Origin of the sequence: Bradyrhizobium shewense, assembly GCF_900094605.1 — a bacterium.
Taxonomy (GTDB): domain Bacteria; phylum Pseudomonadota; class Alphaproteobacteria; order Rhizobiales; family Xanthobacteraceae; genus Bradyrhizobium; species Bradyrhizobium shewense.
In genome coordinates this window covers 249,966-266,271 of sequence record NZ_FMAI01000006.1, presented here as the reverse complement: position 1 = coordinate 266,271, position 16,306 = coordinate 249,966, and the positions used below count along the sequence as shown (strand labels likewise).

Annotated in this window: 12 protein-coding genes; 6 read left to right on the top strand and 6 right to left on the bottom strand. The window is 64.6% G+C overall.

Annotated elements, in window-relative coordinates:
- The first annotated feature begins 16 nt into the window (after nucleotides 1-16).
- Together GA0061098_RS14160 and GA0061098_RS14155 are read left to right on the top strand one after the other, a co-directional pair.
- Nucleotides 17-928 carry a DMT family transporter gene (locus tag GA0061098_RS14160; RefSeq protein ID WP_091956984.1) on the top strand — a complete coding sequence of 304 codons (912 nt, stop codon included), beginning with the start codon at nucleotides 17-19 and terminating at the stop codon, nucleotides 926-928.
- Nucleotides 929-1,035: 107 nt separating this feature from the next.
- Nucleotides 1,036-2,271, top strand: a complete 1,236-nt coding sequence (locus GA0061098_RS14155; RefSeq protein WP_091956864.1) for an ABC transporter substrate-binding protein — start codon at nucleotides 1,036-1,038, stop codon at nucleotides 2,269-2,271.
- A gap of 25 nt (nucleotides 2,272-2,296) precedes the next feature.
- On the opposite strand, the gene GA0061098_RS14150 is transcribed toward GA0061098_RS14155, so the two are convergent.
- The gene (locus GA0061098_RS14150) at nucleotides 2,297-3,649 is read right to left on the bottom strand and encodes a M23 family metallopeptidase (protein ID WP_208610650.1); all 1,353 of its coding nucleotides are present in this window, start codon (nucleotides 3,647-3,649) and stop codon (nucleotides 2,297-2,299) included.
- Nucleotides 3,650-3,759: 110 nt separating this feature from the next.
- The gene (locus GA0061098_RS14145; protein ID WP_091956862.1) at nucleotides 3,760-4,449 is read right to left on the bottom strand and encodes a peroxiredoxin family protein; all 690 of its coding nucleotides are present in this window, start codon (nucleotides 4,447-4,449) and stop codon (nucleotides 3,760-3,762) included.
- Nucleotides 4,450-4,653: 204 nt separating this feature from the next.
- Here GA0061098_RS14145 and GA0061098_RS14140 point away from each other — a divergent pair, with 204 nt between their 5' ends.
- Nucleotides 4,654-8,466, top strand: a complete 3,813-nt coding sequence (locus GA0061098_RS14140) for a DUF3971 domain-containing protein (protein WP_165637369.1) — start codon at nucleotides 4,654-4,656, stop codon at nucleotides 8,464-8,466.
- Nucleotides 8,467-8,595: 129 nt separating this feature from the next.
- Here GA0061098_RS14140 and GA0061098_RS14135 read toward each other — a convergent pair whose 3' ends face one another.
- The 4 genes from GA0061098_RS14135 to tyrS all read right to left on the bottom strand — a co-directional run bounded on the left by GA0061098_RS14135 (nucleotide 8,596) and on the right by tyrS (nucleotide 13,870).
- The gene (locus GA0061098_RS14135) at nucleotides 8,596-10,290 is read right to left on the bottom strand and encodes a methyl-accepting chemotaxis protein (RefSeq protein ID WP_091956860.1); all 1,695 of its coding nucleotides are present in this window, start codon (nucleotides 10,288-10,290) and stop codon (nucleotides 8,596-8,598) included.
- A gap of 363 nt (nucleotides 10,291-10,653) precedes the next feature.
- Nucleotides 10,654-11,091 carry a DoxX family protein gene (locus GA0061098_RS14130; RefSeq protein WP_091956859.1) on the bottom strand — a complete coding sequence of 146 codons (438 nt, stop codon included), beginning with the start codon at nucleotides 11,089-11,091 and terminating at the stop codon, nucleotides 10,654-10,656.
- 220 nt (nucleotides 11,092-11,311) lie between these two features.
- Nucleotides 11,312-12,559, bottom strand: a complete 1,248-nt coding sequence (locus GA0061098_RS14125; RefSeq protein WP_091956858.1) for an MFS transporter — start codon at nucleotides 12,557-12,559, stop codon at nucleotides 11,312-11,314.
- Between the two features lie 57 nt (nucleotides 12,560-12,616).
- Nucleotides 12,617-13,870 carry a tyrosine--tRNA ligase gene (gene tyrS / locus GA0061098_RS14120; RefSeq protein ID WP_091956857.1) on the bottom strand — a complete coding sequence of 418 codons (1,254 nt, stop codon included), beginning with the start codon at nucleotides 13,868-13,870 and terminating at the stop codon, nucleotides 12,617-12,619.
- Between the two features lie 165 nt (nucleotides 13,871-14,035).
- Between tyrS and GA0061098_RS14115 the strand changes: the two genes are divergently transcribed.
- The 3 genes from GA0061098_RS14115 to GA0061098_RS14105 all read left to right on the top strand — a co-directional run bounded on the left by GA0061098_RS14115 (nucleotide 14,036) and on the right by GA0061098_RS14105 (nucleotide 16,262).
- Nucleotides 14,036-15,139: an anhydro-N-acetylmuramic acid kinase gene (locus tag GA0061098_RS14115; protein ID WP_091956856.1), complete on the top strand. Its 1,104-nt coding sequence runs from the start codon at nucleotides 14,036-14,038 to the stop codon at nucleotides 15,137-15,139.
- A gap of 94 nt (nucleotides 15,140-15,233) precedes the next feature.
- On the top strand, nucleotides 15,234-15,929 hold the full coding sequence (locus GA0061098_RS14110) for a glutathione S-transferase family protein (RefSeq protein ID WP_091956855.1): 696 nt from the start codon (nucleotides 15,234-15,236) through the stop codon (nucleotides 15,927-15,929).
- Between the two features lie 9 nt (nucleotides 15,930-15,938).
- On the top strand, nucleotides 15,939-16,262 hold the full coding sequence (locus tag GA0061098_RS14105) for a DMT family transporter (protein WP_091956854.1): 324 nt from the start codon (nucleotides 15,939-15,941) through the stop codon (nucleotides 16,260-16,262).
- The last annotated feature ends 44 nt before the right edge of the window (nucleotides 16,263-16,306 follow it).

The following is a 16,306-nucleotide window of genomic DNA, read 5'->3' as shown; positions in this document are numbered from 1 at the left end:
CGCCGAGGTGAAACGCATGCTCCCAAACGCCAACAGGATCGACGCGCGCGATTGGTCGCTGCTCGCGGTGCTCTCCGTCCTCTGGGGCGGCTCGTTCTTCTTCAACGGCGCCGCCTTGCGGGAATTGCCGCCGCTGACGCTGGTGTTTTTGCGGGTCGCGCTCGGTGCCGCCATGCTGCTGCCGCTGCTCCGCATGCAGGGGATCGGCTTGCCCAAGAGCATTGTGGGGTGGAAGCCGTTCGTTGTGATCGGGCTGCTCAACAATGTCATCCCGTTCTCGTTGATCGTGGCGGGGCAGACTTTCATCCCGAGTGGACTGGCGTCGATCCTGAATGCGACGACACCGCTGTTCACGGTGGTCGTGATGGCCGCGGCGGGCGAAGAGGCCTTGCAGATGCGGCGCGTGGCCGGTGTGGGGCTCGGCCTTGCCGGCGTAATCATCCTGCGCGGATGGGGCCTCGAGACGAGGCCGGGGCAGGGGCTCGGCATCCTGCTCTGCCTTGGCGGCGCCTTCAGCTATGGATTCGCCGCACTGGCAGCGCGGCGAATGCTGAAGGACTCAGCTCCGCTCGGCACGGCGACGTTTCAACTGATGGCGTCGACGGTGATGATGGCGATCGTCGCCGGCGTGGTGGAGCAGCCTTGGCGTCTTCCGGTGCCGGGCCTGACGACCTGGCTCGCGGTGCTTGGTCTCGCGGGCCTCTCGACGGCGCTCGCTTATATCGTCTTCTTTCAGATCATACGGCGCTCCGGTGCGACCAATGTCATGCTGGTGACGCTGCTCATTCCCGTCACCGCCATCCTGCTGGGATGGCTGGTGCTGGGTGAGCCGATCTCGATGCGCGAGATCGCAGGCGCCATTGTCATTGGCAGCGCGCTGCTCGTGATCGACGGACGCGTTTTGAACCTGCTGCGACGCAGCGAGTAAATTCCGGATTCGCCGTTTCATCTCGCGGAAAATCGAAGCGCTTGCCAGCCGCGAACGGCCTTGCGACACTCCCTACAAAACAAGACTACAAAACAGGGGAGAGACCGATGCCGGGTCGTCGCAAAAACCTTGCTGCCCTCGCCATGCTTGCTGCCGGAGTGCTCATCACGACACCGGTCTCGGCGCAGAAAAAATACGACCCCGGCGCCAGCGACACCGAAATCAAGATCGGCAACATCATGCCCTATAGCGGGCCGGCGTCGTCCTATGGTGTGATCGGCAAGACCGAGGCTGCCTATTTCAAGATGATCAACGATCAGGGCGGCATCAACGAACGCAAGATCAATTTCATCAGCTATGACGACGCCTACTCGCCGCCGAAGGCGATCGAGCAGGCGCGCAAGCTGGTCGAGAGCGACGAGGTGCTGCTGATCTTCCAGCCGCTCGGCACGCCCTCGAATTCCGCGATCATGAAATACATGAACGCCAAGAAGGTGCCGCAGCTGTTCGTCGCCTCCGGCGGTACCAAGTTCGGCGACCCCAAGAACTTCCCGTGGACCATGGGCTTCCAGCCCAACTACCAGAGCGAGGGACGGATCTACGCCAAGTACATTCGCGATCATTTCCCGAGCAGCAAGATCGCGGTGTTCTGGCAGAACGACGACGCCGGCAAGGACCAGTTCAAGGGCCTGAAGGACGGGCTCGGCGACAAGGCCAATATGATCATCGCCGACAAGTCCTACGAGGTCAGCGATCCCTCGATCGACTCGCAGATCGTGGCCCTGCACGATTCCGGTGCCGACATCTTCTTCTCATGGGCCGCGCCGAAGGGCTCGGCGCAGGCGATCCGGAAGGTCGGCGAGCTCGGCTGGAAGCCGAAATTCTTCCTGGCCAACACCGCGACTTCGGTCGCCTCGGTGCTCAAGCCCGCCGGGCTCGACTATTCCAAGGACATCATCTCGACGGTCTATCTGAAGGACCCGACCGATCCGACCTGGGACAAGGATCCAGCCGTCGTGAAATGGCGTGAATTCATGGACAAATATTATCCCGACGGCGACAAGGCCAATTCCAACAACATCTACGGTTATGTCCAGGCCGAGGCGATGGCGCAGGTGCTCAAGCAGTGCGGCGACAATCTCACGCGTGAGAACGTCATGAAGCAGGCCGCCAACCTGAAGGATTTCCACACCGACCTGATGCTGCCGGGCATCATGGTCAACACCTCACCGGACGATTATTTCCCGATCGAGCAGATGCAGCTGATGCGCTTCAACGGGCAGGCCTGGGAGCTGTTCGGCGACGTCATCACCGGCGAGGTCGGCCACGAGCGCAGCCAGTGATCATGCACAGGCGCCTTTTGTCGCCTTAGCCCGCGCTGAGACGCACGCCGGCGCGCAGGAACTTCTGCGGATCGACCGCTTCGCCCTCGATGCGGGTCTCGTAATGCAGATGCGGACCGGTGGAGCGACCGGTCGACCCGACCAGACCGACGACCTGGCCGATCTTCACGGTCTCGCCGACCCTGACGTTGATCTCGGAGAGATGGCCGTAGCGGGTCGAAAGCCCGTTACCGTGGTCGACCTCGACCATGCGGCCGTAACCGCCGGACCAGCCGGCGGACACCACCTTGCCGTTGGCGGTGACGCGAACCGGATCGCCGGTGGCAGCGCGGAAATCGAGCCCGGTATGCATCGCGGGCCGGCCGAGGAAGGGATCGCTGCGGACGCCGAAGCCGGAGGTGAACTCGACCTCGCCGATGACGGGCTTGCGATAGGGCACGAGCGCCAGCGTACGGTTGAGACGGTCCATCTCGGCGCGCGTGGTGTTGATGCGATAGAGCTGCTTCTCGAACGGACCGGCATTGGCCGTCAGTTTGACCGCTACGAACGGCCCCCCCATCGCGCTGCGCGGCACGGCGGATTCGAGATTGGCGAGATTCAGGCCGAGATCACTGACCACGCCGCGCATCCGGCGCATGCGTGAATCCATGCCTTCCTCGACGGCGCTGAGCGCCGCCATCTGGCGCCGTTCAACTTGGTCGAGCGAGGTCGTGAGCCGAACCAGGACGTTGTCGAAACCCTGGTTCTTGGCGAATTGGCTGGTCGGGGGCGCTGCGACGGTGGGTGCGCGCGATTCTAGGCGGGCCTCACGGTCCGGCGGCGCCACGAAAATCACGGTGTCGCTGATCGGCGAGGGTTTTGGCGTGCTCTGGCTCGAATCGCCGCGCTGTGGGGCCGCGCGGGGGATCGAGGCGGTCACGTCAGGCATGGCCCCAAGCGCCGTCGCCCGGGACTCCAGCGCCGTCTGGCGCTTCATGATCTGGTCGAGTTTCTGGTCGAACTGTTCCTGGTCGAGCAACTGGCGGCTGGTGGTGCGGTCGACCTTGGCGCGCAGCTCGGCGATGCGGTCCTCATAGGCGTACTGCATCTCGGCCTGGCGGGCGATCAGCCGTGTCAGGACGTCGTCACGGAAAGCGAAATAGGTGGCGGTTGCCGCCGACCAGAGACCGAGCAGCACCACCGTGCCGACCACGATCCAGAACACCACGGGCCCGAAGCGAACCTGCTTGCCGGCATGGACGATGGTGTAGGCGTCGTCGGTCGCGGGAAGGGGAATCGCTGTGGCTGTCGCGAGGGCGGGACGGCGTTGGAAGGCCCGTCCGTGGTCGTGAGGATGATGTTGGGCGTACTGCGAGTATTGGGCAGAACTTTTCGACATCGGCACTCCCGCGCCGGTCGGATGAGTCCGTACGGCCTAATTGCCGCAGCAATCTGGGCCGGTCATGGTTAATTTTCCGGAAATGGGAACGCGCGAATTTAAAGGACTGGTTAAAGACTTCTTGCCGCTTCCAGCACCTCGTCGGCATGACCGTCGACCCGGACATTGCGCCATATCCTGGCCAGTTTGCCATCGGCCCCCACCAGTATCGTGGTGCGAAGAATCCCAAGGAAGCTCTTGCCATACATGGATTTTTCGCCCCAGGCGCCGTAGGCTTCCAGCATCTGGTGCGTCTCATCCGAGATCAGGGGGATACCGAGCTTGTGCTTGTCGCGGAACTTCTCCTGAGCCTTTAACGGATCGGCGGAGACGCCGAGCACGGCGGTACCGGCAGCCGCGAAGGCACGGGCGAGGCGGGTGAAGTCGATCGCCTCCAGGGTGCACCCCGGGGTGTCGGCGCGGGGGTAGAAGAACAGGACGAGCTTTCGGCCGGCATAGTCCGCCAATGTGACGACCTCGCCGCCGTCGCGGGGCAGGCGGAAGGCGGGGGCCTTGTGGCCCTCGGCCAGGCCGGACTTCGCCTTAGGGGGCGGGGACGCCGATTTGGAGGAATTTAACTGTTTCGATGCGGCCGTATGTGATCCTGCTTTTGCTAAGGTCCCGGTTGATTTGGTCGCCGGTGTCCGCTGTGTTTTCGCGGACTTTGTCGGAGTAGAGGCCCGCGTTTTCAGGGCCGTCTTTTTAGCCGTCGGACTGCCGGAGGGCGTTTTGGACGATTTCGTTCGGGATTTCTTGGACATACGCCTTCCTTTCGACGCTTTCGGCGGGTCAACCGAAACGGTATTGCAGCTCTCGTCCGGTGTGCCGGAATCGCGCCCTCGGCTGGGCAAGTCTGGCGGCGCCGGAGTATGGTTACAAGGAATTCCACGCACCACCCCACTGCTCGTTGAACGCGCTCCCGGGGCGAAATGACGAACAGCAGGAATATTCGAGGTATGGCGGCAATGCCGGCGCAGGGAGCTTCGCTTCCCGCGGACGGCTGCGGTCCCGGCGGCGCTCAATCGTTTGACGGGCGCCTGTATCGAGAGGCAATGGCAAGGAATAAGTCGCCCCAGGATTACAATCGGGATTTCGATCGGCGCGGCGTTCAGCAACAGCCGCAGGAATGGGACGAAGCCGATTGGGATCCGGATCAGGAGGCGGCCGCGGGCCATCGCGCGCGCCGGCTGTTGTCGCGTTCCAATTCGGGCTTTCATCGCTTCGGTGACGGTTTTGGCGCGTTGCGCCGCTGGCTGGCCGCCGATCGCTGGCTGAAGCGTGTCGTCCTTGTCGTCGGGACTCTCGCCGTCATCTTCATCGGCTGCTTCGGCGCGCTGTGGTGGCGGCTCGGTGCCGGCCCCATCAATCTCGACATTGCAACGCCATGGCTGGCGGCCGCGATCGAGGACAATATCGGTCACGGAAACACGGTCGAGATCGGAGGCACCCAGATCGAGCGCGCCGGCCGGGTCCGCATCGCCGTCCGCATCCGAGACATCATCGTCCGCGATCGCGATCACGCCATCGTTGCCAGCGCGCCGAAGGCCGAAGTGAAGCTATCGGGTGCGGGCCTCTTGATGGGGCACCTGCGCGCCGAGAGCCTCAATCTGGTCGATGCCGAACTCGCGATCCGCATCGCGCCCGACGGTACCGTCACCGTGTCCGCCGGCGATACCGCAAAGCCGCTGGCAACCGGCGTCGCCTCGAAGAAGGACGCGGGTCTGCCGCCGACATTCCCGCGCAACGGCGTCCCGCCGCCGCCATTCGCCACGGGGCCCGCGAGCCAGGATCCATCCCAAGCCGCCTCTCAAGGCCCGCCTCAGGCGACGGCGCAGAGCGGCATCCTTCAGGGCCTCGACTGGCTCGACAGTCTGAGCATGACCGGCCTCGACGGCCAGAACCTCAACGAGATCGGTCTGAAGAACGGCAACCTGATCGTCGACGATCAGCAGCGCGGCAGCAAATGGTCGTTTGAGAACATCACGCTCAGCCTGCGCCGGCCGAGCCGCGGGGGCGTCACGCTCAGCCTGGGCGAAGAGGGCGCGCGCCCATGGATGCTGCGCGCCACGATCGGGCCGGCCGAGAACGGTGTGCGCTCGGTCGACATCAAGGCCGACAAGGTCTCGACCTCCAACATCCTGTTGGCGTTGCGGGTCAAGGATCTCACCTACACGGCCGACCTGCCGCTGACGGGCGAGCTCAAGGGCGAACTCGGCCGCGATGGCGTGCCGACCTTCTTCCGCGGCAAGCTCGCGGTCGGCGCCGGCAATATCATCGACACCGACACGCCAGACTATCCGATGGCGATCGACCAGGCCGAGATCAACGTCGAGTGGGACGCCAATCGGCGGGTGCTGGTGGCACCGTTCAAGATCCTGTCGGGCGCGAACCGCCTGATGCTTCTGGCCCATCTCGAGCCGCCCAACGGCACCATCAACGACTGGCAGCTCGGCTTTAGCGGCGGTTCGATCCTGCTCGGCGGCATCGACAACGAGCCGCCGCTCGTCTTCAACCGCATCGCGATCGGCTTCCGCTTCGACACCGACCACAAGCGCCTCTTGCTGACCCAGGCCGACATCAGCAATGGCGAGATCGGCGTCGCCGGCACGGGGGCGATCGACTATTCCGGCGAGCCGCGGCTGACGCTGGGCTTTGCGGGAACGCCGATGTCGGCCTCCGCGCTGAAGCGGATGTGGCCGACGCTGGTCGTTCCCGAGTTGCGCGAATGGGTGATCGAGCGGATCGAGCGCGGTACGCTCCAGCGCATCGAGATCGGCGTCAATTCGCCGACGAAGAACCTTCCGCGCAAGGGCCCGCCCATTCCCGACGACGGCCTCTCGGTCAACATCGTGGCGAGCGGCGTCGCGGTCCGTCCCGTGGACGGCATGCCCGTTGTGCACGATGCCGATCTGAAGGCGCGCGTCACCGGGCGTACCGCGACCGTGACCATCGGGCAGGGCATCGCCGATACGCCCGCCGGCCGCAAAGTCACGATTTCCGATTTCGTCTTCGAGGTGCCGGATATGGCGCCCAAGCCGTCGCCGTCGCGGACCAGGTTCCGCGTCGACGGACCTGTGCCCGCGGCGGCCGAGATGCTCTCGAATGATCGCCTGAGTGATCTGTCGTCGACAGTCGTCGATCCCAACACCAGCAAGGGGACGTTCACGGCGAATATCCAGCTCGGCCTTCCGGTCAAGGGCGAGCTGACCAAGGCGGACACGACCTACGCCGTCACCGCCGACCTCAACGGTTTTGCCGCCGACAAGCTGGTGATGAACCAGAAGCTGGAGGCCAACACTCTCAAGATCGTCGCGAGCAACACGGGCTATCAGGTCAAGGGCGACGTCAAGATCAACGGGCAGGCGGCCTCGCTCGACTATCGCAAGCCGGCCGAGGGCGACGCGGATGTCAGGTTGCAGGCGACGCTGGACGATGCGAGCCGGGCGCGCCTGGGATTCGATCTCAGCCCCGCCGTCAGCGGATCGTTGCCGATCAAGCTGTCGGGCAAGATCGCGGGCGGTCCCGACCAGACGACGAAGCTCGGCGTCGAGGCCGACCTGACCTCGGTGAAGCTCGACAACATCCTGCCCGGCTGGGTCAAGCTGCCGGGCAAGTCGGGCAAGGCCAGCTTCAAGGTCGTGCCGACCGCGCAATCGACGCGTCTGGAAGACATCGTCATCGAGGGCGGTGGCGCCTCGATCAAGGGCTCGGTCGAGGTCGACGCGAACGGCGATCTCATGAGCGCGAACTTCCCGACCTATTCGCCGTCCGATGGCGACAAGGCGTCGCTGAAGGTGGAGCGCAGCCAGGATGGCGTCATCAAGGGCACGATGCGCGGCGATGTGTTTGACGGTCGCGGCTTCCTGAAGTCGGCGATCTCCGGCAATTCCAAGGACGACAAGAACAAGATGAAGAACGTCGACTTCGACATCGACGTGAAGCTCGGTGCCGTCGCCGGTTTCAACGGCGAGGCGATGCGCAGCGTCGATGCCAAGATGTCGAAACGCAATGGTGCCATCAAGGCGTTCACGCTGAGCGGCAAGGTCGGCAAAGACACGCCGGTGGCGGCTGACCTGCGTGGCGGGCGTGCCCAGGGCAACCGCGAGGTGATCTACCTCCAGACCAACGATGCCGGCGCGCTGCTGCGCTTCACCGACACCTACACCAAGGCGGTCGGCGGCCAGATGGTGGTGGCGATGGAGCCGCCGACATCCGAGCCGAACACCTCGCGCGAGGGCCTCATCAACGTCCGCGACTTCATGGTGAAAGGCGAGGCGCAGCTCGAGCGCGTTGCCGCCGGCGCGCCCAACGGCACCGGCAACGGCGTCTCGTTCAGTGCGCTCCGCGCCGAGTTCACGCGGCAGAATGGCGCGCTCACGGTCCGTGACGGCGTGGTCAAGGGTCCCATGATCGGCGCCACCATCGAGGGCTCGATCGACTATCCCGGCAACCAGGTCTGCATGAGCGGCACCTTCGTGCCGATGTATGGCGTCAACAACATCTTCGGCCAGATCCCGTTGTTCGGCATCTTCCTCGGCGGCGGCAACAATGAAGGGCTGATCGGCGTGACCTATGAGGTCGTCGGCACGCCGGCTGCGCCCGTGATGCGCGTCAATCCGATCTCGGCGATGGCCCCGGGCCTGTTCCGCAAGATCTTCGAGTTCAACACCGGCAAGCAGAATTCGCCGTTCGAAGAATTCCCCTCGCAGTCGAACGACGGTTCGACCGGCTCGACGCGCCAGCTCTCGAGTGGATGTAGCCTGACGAGGCGGCAGTAGGGGGCGGCTGTCTCCGGCATCATGGCCGGGCTGTCCCGGCCATCCACGCCTCACCACACGGCACCAAGAACGTCGATGCCCGGGACAAGCCCGGGCATGACGGAGATCGCTTGGAGTGTTGTCGGCCGCCTAAGCCGCGCGCACGCCGGCGAGGAATGTCCCGACTTCGCCGGAGAGCTGCTCGGCCTGCTTGGAGAGGTTCGAGGCGGCGGCGAGCACCATGCCGGCGGCATTGCCGGTCTCGTTCGCGGCGGTAGAGACGCCGCCGATATTGGTGGTGACTTCCTTGGTGGCTTCCGCGGTCTGCGAGACGCTGCGGGAGATCTCGGCAGTGGCGGCACCTTGCTCCTCGATGGCAGCCCCGATCGAGGTGGCAATGCGGCTGACCTCCTCGATGGTGGCGGTGATGCCGCCGATGGCGTCCACGGCCTCCTTGGTCGCGCCCTGGATCTGCGCGATCTTGTCGCCGATCTCGCGGGTGGCTTCCGCGGTCTGGCTCGCCAGCGACTTCACCTCGGAAGCGACGACGGCAAAGCCGCGGCCGGCTTCACCGGCGCGCGCGGCCTCGATGGTGGCGTTGAGCGCGAGGAGGTTGGTCTGCGCGGCGATGCTGGAGATCAGTTCGGCGACATGCTCGATCTGCTGGGCACCGTCCGAGAGCGCGCGCACGATGGTGTCGGTGCGGCGCGCACTGTCGACCGCGCGTCCCGTGACTTCCGCGGACTGGGCGACCTGGCGGCTGATCTCGGTGATGGAGGAGGAGAGCTCTTCGGCGGCAGCCGCGACGGTCTGGACGCGCTGGCTGGCTTCGGTGGCGGCCGTGCCGACCACGGCGGCGCGGCGGTTGGTGCCCTCAGCCGTGGATGACATCGACTTGGCGGTGGTCTCGAGCTCGCCGGAGCCGGAGGCCATCAGGCCGACGAGCTGACCGACGGAGGCATCGAAGCGATCGGCGAGGGCGATCAGGGCGTCGCGCTTCTCCTGCTCGCTGCGGGTCTTGGTGGCGACCTGCTCGGCTTCCAGGTTCCGCGCCGTCAGCGCGGTCTGCCTGAGCACTTCGAGCGTCTCGGCCATGCGGCCGATCTCGTCGCCGCGGTCGGTCTCCTCGACCGGCTTGTCGATGGCGCCTTCCGATATCTCCTGCATGCGGTTCTTCTGGCGGTCGAGCGCACCCAGCACGTCGCGGGCGATCAGCCAGGACAGCGTCGCCATCAGCAGCATCAGGCCGATGCCGATCGCGGCCAGCTCCAGCGTCAAGGCGCGCACGTCGGCGTCGATGTCGTCGACATAGAGACCGTAGCTGATGGTCGCATTCCAGGGCGCGAATTTGCGCGCGAAGACGGTCTTGCGCACGGGCTCGGTCTGGCCGGGGCGGGGGTAGAGATAGGAGGTGACTCCGCCCTGTGCGGTCTCGCCGCCGGCCTTGATGATGGCGTCGGCGATCAGGACGCCGTTAGAGTCCTTGGCCCCAGTGATCTTGCCTTCCAGCTGCTGGTTGGCGCCGTTCACCAGGATGGAGGTGTCGGGGTTGTAGACAACGGGATAGCCCTGGTTGCCGTTGAAGTTCATGCGGCGGCCACGCTGGTGGAACTGGGCCTTGGCGTCGGCCGGCGTCAGCTTGCCGGCGGCAACCTCTTCCTGAAGCGATTGCGCGTAGTTGTAGAGCAGCTCTACCGCGGTCCGCATCTGCTGGACCCGGTCCTCCATCATGCGGCTCTTGCTGAGGACGGACGATACGCCGATGATGGCCGTGACTGTGAGAGCCGAAAGACAGACCATGCTGGCGAGCTTGGTCCGGATCTTGAGATGACTCATCAGCTTCATCGCGGCCTCGAAAGAAATGGTTGTTATTGCTCGCGTCGGTAGCATGAAGTTCTTACCAATCATGAATGGACGCGTGCGACGTGCTGCCGCGCGTGCAGCGTCCGCAGCCGGATGCGCAAGCACGCAGGCGGAAACGCGCCTCGCCGGCGCGGGGCGCGTCAGGTCGCCGAGACAGACGATGTCGGAATTTGGTGGTGACCGAGCCCGGCCGGAGCGGCAATGAAGCGATTCGTTCACCGCATCGTCATGGCCGTGCTGCTCGTGGCGGCCCTCGTTCTGATCTGGAACGTGCTGGGGGCGCGCTGAGTCGGCACCGGCAGATCCGCCGGTGCCGTCTTGCTTTCAGGTCAACCCGTGAGCGCGTCAGCGCCGCGCGTAGGCTTCGCCCGATGCGTCGCTGTCCTTGCCCATCACTGCATCGACGCTGACCGAGCCGCCGCCGGCTGCCGAGAGATAGAGGCAGGCGAAGCAGAACAGGATCGCGGAGGTGCCGCCGTTGAGCAGCGGCAGGAACACCGGCGTTTCGCCCTTGAGCATGTGGCCCATGAAGTAAGCGAAGGCCATTTCTCCCGACAGGATGAAAGCCGTGAGGCGGGTGAACAGGCCGAGCATCAGGAGCGCGCCAAGCACGAGCTCAAGCGTACCTGCCGCGTAGATCAGCGGCGGGATGTTCGCGAAGTACGGCAGCACCGGAAACTTGAACAGCTTGGCGACGCCGTACTGGAACAGCAACAGGCCGGTGACGAAGCGAAACAGGCTCAAGAGAACCGGTTGAAAGCGAACGAGATAGGGAAAGTTCATTGGTTTGTGCCCTCCATCCAATGCTGTGACTTGGACCGCATTCGGTACCGCCTCGCAAGCCATGCACACTCGATTCGTCCTGACATTTTCGTCATGTCGGATAAAACACCGCAGGCCAGGATTTCAGCCGCGTGCGACCGCACTTTTCGCGCGTGTTCCGCGTCGCGCCCATCCGTAATTTGCCGGTGACGCGGATGCGCGCAAGTTACCTCCAGGAGACCTACCGCCGCAAGGCGGGCACGATCATGAACGGGATCATCCCGAGCACGACGCTCGCAAGTGCGAAGGCGAGCAGCGCGTTGTAGCCGTGCGTCGCGTCATGGATCAGGCCGCCGCTCCAGGAGCCGAACGCCGAGCCGAGGCCACTGCCGATCGAGATAGTGCCGTAGATGGTGCCGACCCGCTTGCCCTGGAAAATCCTCATCGCCGTGGCGCTGATCAGCGGACCGCGCGAGCCCATCATGCTGCCGAAGCAGACGACGAAACCGGTGAGCAACAGGATGTTCGGAGAATACTGCAACAGCCAGAGCAGGACGATGCCGAGGATCGAGATCGCGTAGCTCAGCAGCACCGACGGCCGGCGCCCGATCAGGCCGTCGAGCGCGGACACGCCGAGCATGCCGAACACAAGCACGACGCCGGAGAAACCCCAGGCGGTCGCAGCCTGCAGCGGCGGAAAGCCGGCGTCGATCAGATAGGCCACGATCTGCGCGGCAATCGAGTACATGCCGACGGCAGTGAAGAAGAAGGTCCAGAACAGCGCCCAGAAGGCGTGATGGCGCATGGCACGGAGCAGGGTCCAGCCATTGTCGACGAAGTCAGGGTCGGTCCTCTTCACGACATGCGGCGAGCCCGCGGCGAACAGTCGCCACGGCAGCAGCATCAGCGGGAGCAACAGGCCAAGTGCCGTAAAGCCGAACAGCTGGTAGGTGTCACGCCAGCCGATGTGATCGATCAGAAGCTGCGAGGCCGGCAGCAGCGCCAACACGCCGCCGCCCATCGCCGAATACACCACCGACATTGCAGTCGGCAGACGGGGCCCGAACCAGCGGCCGAGCAGGATCGAGTTCGGCACGATGCCGATGAAGGCAACGCCGATACCGACGCAGAGGCCGATCGAGAGTTGGAACTGCCAGAGATGTTGCGCGTGGGCCGCGACCAGGAATGCCGCGCCCAGCAGCAGCAGCCCGAGCGCATACACGATGCGTGGTCCGGAATGGTCGAACAGGCGTCCGACGAAGGGCGCGGTGAGACCGCTCGCGAGCCAGGTCAGTGAATAGACCGAGACGATCTGCGCGCGGTCCCAGCCAAAACTTTCCGAAATCGGTTTCAGGAACACCGTAAAGCTGTCGCCAAGCCCGCGGCCGAGCACGGCCAGCGTGAAGCACAGAGCGAGCACGACGAGCGCGGTGCGAACAGCGTCCCGCTGATCGCTCCCGACGTTCTCCCTGGGCGTGTTCTGATCCATTGCCCGTCAGGGAGCGCGCATCCGTGCGCCCTGACAAGCAGCGAAAAGCTCATACGCCTATGCAGGCTTAAGGAGGACGTGCTTCTTCTTGCCGAAGGACAGCTTGATCACGCCTTCCGGCGTCAGATTGCTTGCCGACAGTGCCATCTTTTCGTCAGTGACCGGCTCGTCGTTGACGCGAAGGCCGCCGCCCTTGATCTGGCGCCGGGCTTCGCCGTTGGATGCAACGAGGCCCGCCTTGACGAAGGCGTTGAGCACGCCGAGGCCGGCGTCGATCTCACCCCGCGGAATTTCCACCGTCGGCAGGGTTTCGGCCAGCGCGCCTTCCTCGAAGGTGCGGCGCGCGGTCTCCGCCGCCTCGTTCGCGGCCTCGCGGCCATGCAGCAGCGCGGTCGCTTCAGTGGCGAGCACCTTCTTGGCCTCGTTGATCTCCGAGCCGCCGAGCGCTTCGAGCTTCTTGATCTCAGCCATCGGCAGCGTCGTGAACAGCTTCAGGAATTTGCCGACGTCGGCATCCTCCGTGTTGCGCCAGTACTGCCAGAAATCATAGGGCGAGAACGCGTCGGCGTTGAGCCAGACCGCGCCTCGCGCGGTCTTGCCCATCTTGGCGCCGGACGCCGTCGTCAGCAGCGGCGTCGTCAGCGCGAACAGCTGATGGGTGCCCATGCGGCGACCGAGATCGACGCCCATGATGATGTTGCCCCACTGGTCCGAGCCGCCCATCTGCAATTTGCAGCCGGTGCGCTTGGCGAGCTCGACGAAGTCGTAGGCCTGGCAGACCATGTAGTTGAACTCGATGAAGCTCATCTCCTGCTCGCGCTCGAGGCGCAGCCGGACGGAGTCCATCGTCAGCATGCGGTTGACCGAGAAGTGCCGGCCGACGTCGCGCAGCATCTCGATCCAGTTCAGCTTGGTCAGCCACTCCGCATTGTCGAGCATGACGGCGTCGCTCGCGCCGCTGCCGTAGCGCAGCACTTTCGCGAACACGCCGCGGATCGATTCCTTGTTGGCCTCGATCTCGGCGACGGTGCGCATCGCGCGCGTCTCGTCCTTGCCGGAGGGATCGCCCACCATGGTGGTGCCGCCGCCCATCAGCGTGATCGGCTTGTTGCCGGACTGCTGCAGCCAGTGCAGCATCATCATGGTGAGGTAATTGCCGATATGCAGCGAGCGGGCGGTGCAATCGTAGCCGACATAAGCGGTCGCTTCGCCCTTGGCGGCGAGCGCGTCCAGCCCCTCGAAATCGGAGCACTGGTGGATGAAGCCACGTTCCTGCAGGATATTGAGGAAATCCGATTTAAATGCAGTCATCTGTCGGCGTGCCTGACAATTCTTGGTTTACTGTTTCGGGAGCAATTTAAGGGTCTTCCGTGGGAACCCGATTGCTGCCCGCCGCTTGGCGCTGTGGCATTATAAGATGTGTCCCTCTGGCACAAGATCGGCATGCCGGAGGGGGTCTCTTGAGGACGCTGATCCATGATGTTGACGGCACTCGGTTTGATGAGCGGCACCTCGCTGGACGGGGTGGATGTCGCGCTGATCGAAACCGATGGAAAACAGGTGAAGGCATTCGGGCCGTCCGGCTACCGCGCCTATAGCCCTGCGGAGCGCAATCTGCTGCGCCAGGCGCTCTCCGAGGCTGTGCACCTGCCGCAACGTGACGCCCGGCCAGGGATCCTGGCCGAGGCCGAGCGCGCGGTTACACGGGCCCATGCCGAGGCGGTTGCCGCCTTCTTCGCCCAGAACCGCCTGAAGCCCGAGGATGTCGACATCGTCGGCTTCCACGGCCAGACTGTGCTGCATCGCCCCGAACGTCGGCTGACGGTGCAGATCGGTGACGCTCCGGCGCTGGCGAAAGCGATCCATATCCCCGTGATGCATGATTTCCGTGCCGCCGATGTCGAGGCGGGCGGGCAAGGGGCGCCCTTCGTACCGGTCTACCACCGCGCGCTCGCCAACTCGCTGGATCGCGAGGGGCCGATCGTGGTGGTCAATATCGGCGGCGTCTCCAACATCACCTATATCGACGGCAACGACACGCTGATCGCCTGCGATACCGGCCCGGGCAACGCGCTGCTGGACGATTTCATGTACCGCACCATGAACCAGGCGTTCGATGCGGAAGGAAAGTTCGCAGCACTTGGGAAGGCCGATGAGGCCTGGATCGCTCGCGCGCTGGAGCTGCCGTTCTTTGCGCTGCCTCCGCCGAAATCGCTCGACCGCAACGATTTCGCCGCCTTGAGGCTCGGCGACGTGGCGCCGGCGGACGGTGCTGCGACCCTGACCGCCTTCACCGCGACGGCGATCACCCGCATCATCCCGTTGTTGCCGCGGCGACCGCGGAACTGGATCGTCTGCGGCGGCGGCGCTCGCAACCTCACCATGCTGCGGATGCTCCGGGAGCGGGTGGGATCGGCGACCGTCGAGGCCGCCGAGACGCTCGGCTGGGCCTCCGACGCCATCGAAGCCCAGGCCTTCGGCTTCCTCGCTGCGCGTGGGCTGAAGGGCCTGCCATTGTCCTATCCGACCACCACGGGGGTGCCGATGCCAATGACGGGCGGGGTCATCGCGCGGCCCTGAGGTCGGGCGATCAATGCAGATGCATTGAACTTGACGAGTACATGCAACTGCATCTATATTGGATGTAGTTGCATCAATCGCCGGGATCATTGCCATGACGACCGCACTTGAGACGCCCGCTTCACTGAAACTGATCAGCCACAAGCTCTGCCCCTATGTGCAGCGCGCCGTGATCGCCCTCAAGGAGAAGGGCGTACCATTCGAGCGGATCGACATCGATCTCGCCAACAAGCCCGACTGGTTTCTAAAACTGTCGCCGCTCGGCAAGGTACCGGTGCTGGTGGTGACGACCGATAGTGGCGAGGTCGCGCTGTTCGAGAGCAACGTGATCTGTGAATATATCGAGGAGACGCAAGGGGGCGCGAAGCTGCATCCGGCGGATGCGCTGAAGCGTGCCGAGCACCGCGCCTGGATGGAGTTCGGCTCGGCGATCCTCGGCGATCTCTGGGGACTGGAGACGACGACGGATCCGGCGACCTTCGAAACCAAGCGCCAGGCGCTCGTCGCAAAATTCGGGCGTGTCGAGGCAGCGCTTGGCGCGGGCCCGTATTTCGCAGGCGATATGTTCAGCCTGGTCGATGCGGTGTTCGCTCCCGTCTTCCGCTATTTCGATGTGTTCGACGAACTGACCGAGCTCGGCATCTTCAGCGATCTGCCGAAGGTGCGGGCGTGGCGTGCGGAGCTGGCGAAGCGTCCGAGCGTACGCACCGCGGTCGGCGCGGACTATCCGCAATTGCTGCGGGCTTTCCTGGTGCGGCACGACGCGCATCTGCTCAAGCTCGCCGCCTGAGGCGAGCCGATGTCACAGTCCATGGCCTGGCTGATGCTGGTGATCGCCGGCGCGCTCGATGTCGGCTGGGCGATCACCATGAAGTACGCGGAAGGCTACACGCGGGTGGGATGGAGTGTTGCTTCGCTGGTGCTGCTCGCAGCCTTTGTCTTCCTGCTCGGGCGCGCGCTCAAAGTGCTGGAAGTTGGTGTCGCCTATTCGGTGTGGACCGGCATCGGCGCGGCCGGCACCTTCGTGATGGGCGTGGTGCTGTTCGGCGAGACTTTGAGCGCGATGAAGCTTGCGGGCATCGCGCTCGTCTTGATGGGGATCGCCGCGCTCAAGCTGGCTTGAGCTGCGAGCTCTGGCCCGTAGCCCGGATGGAGCGAAGCGCAATC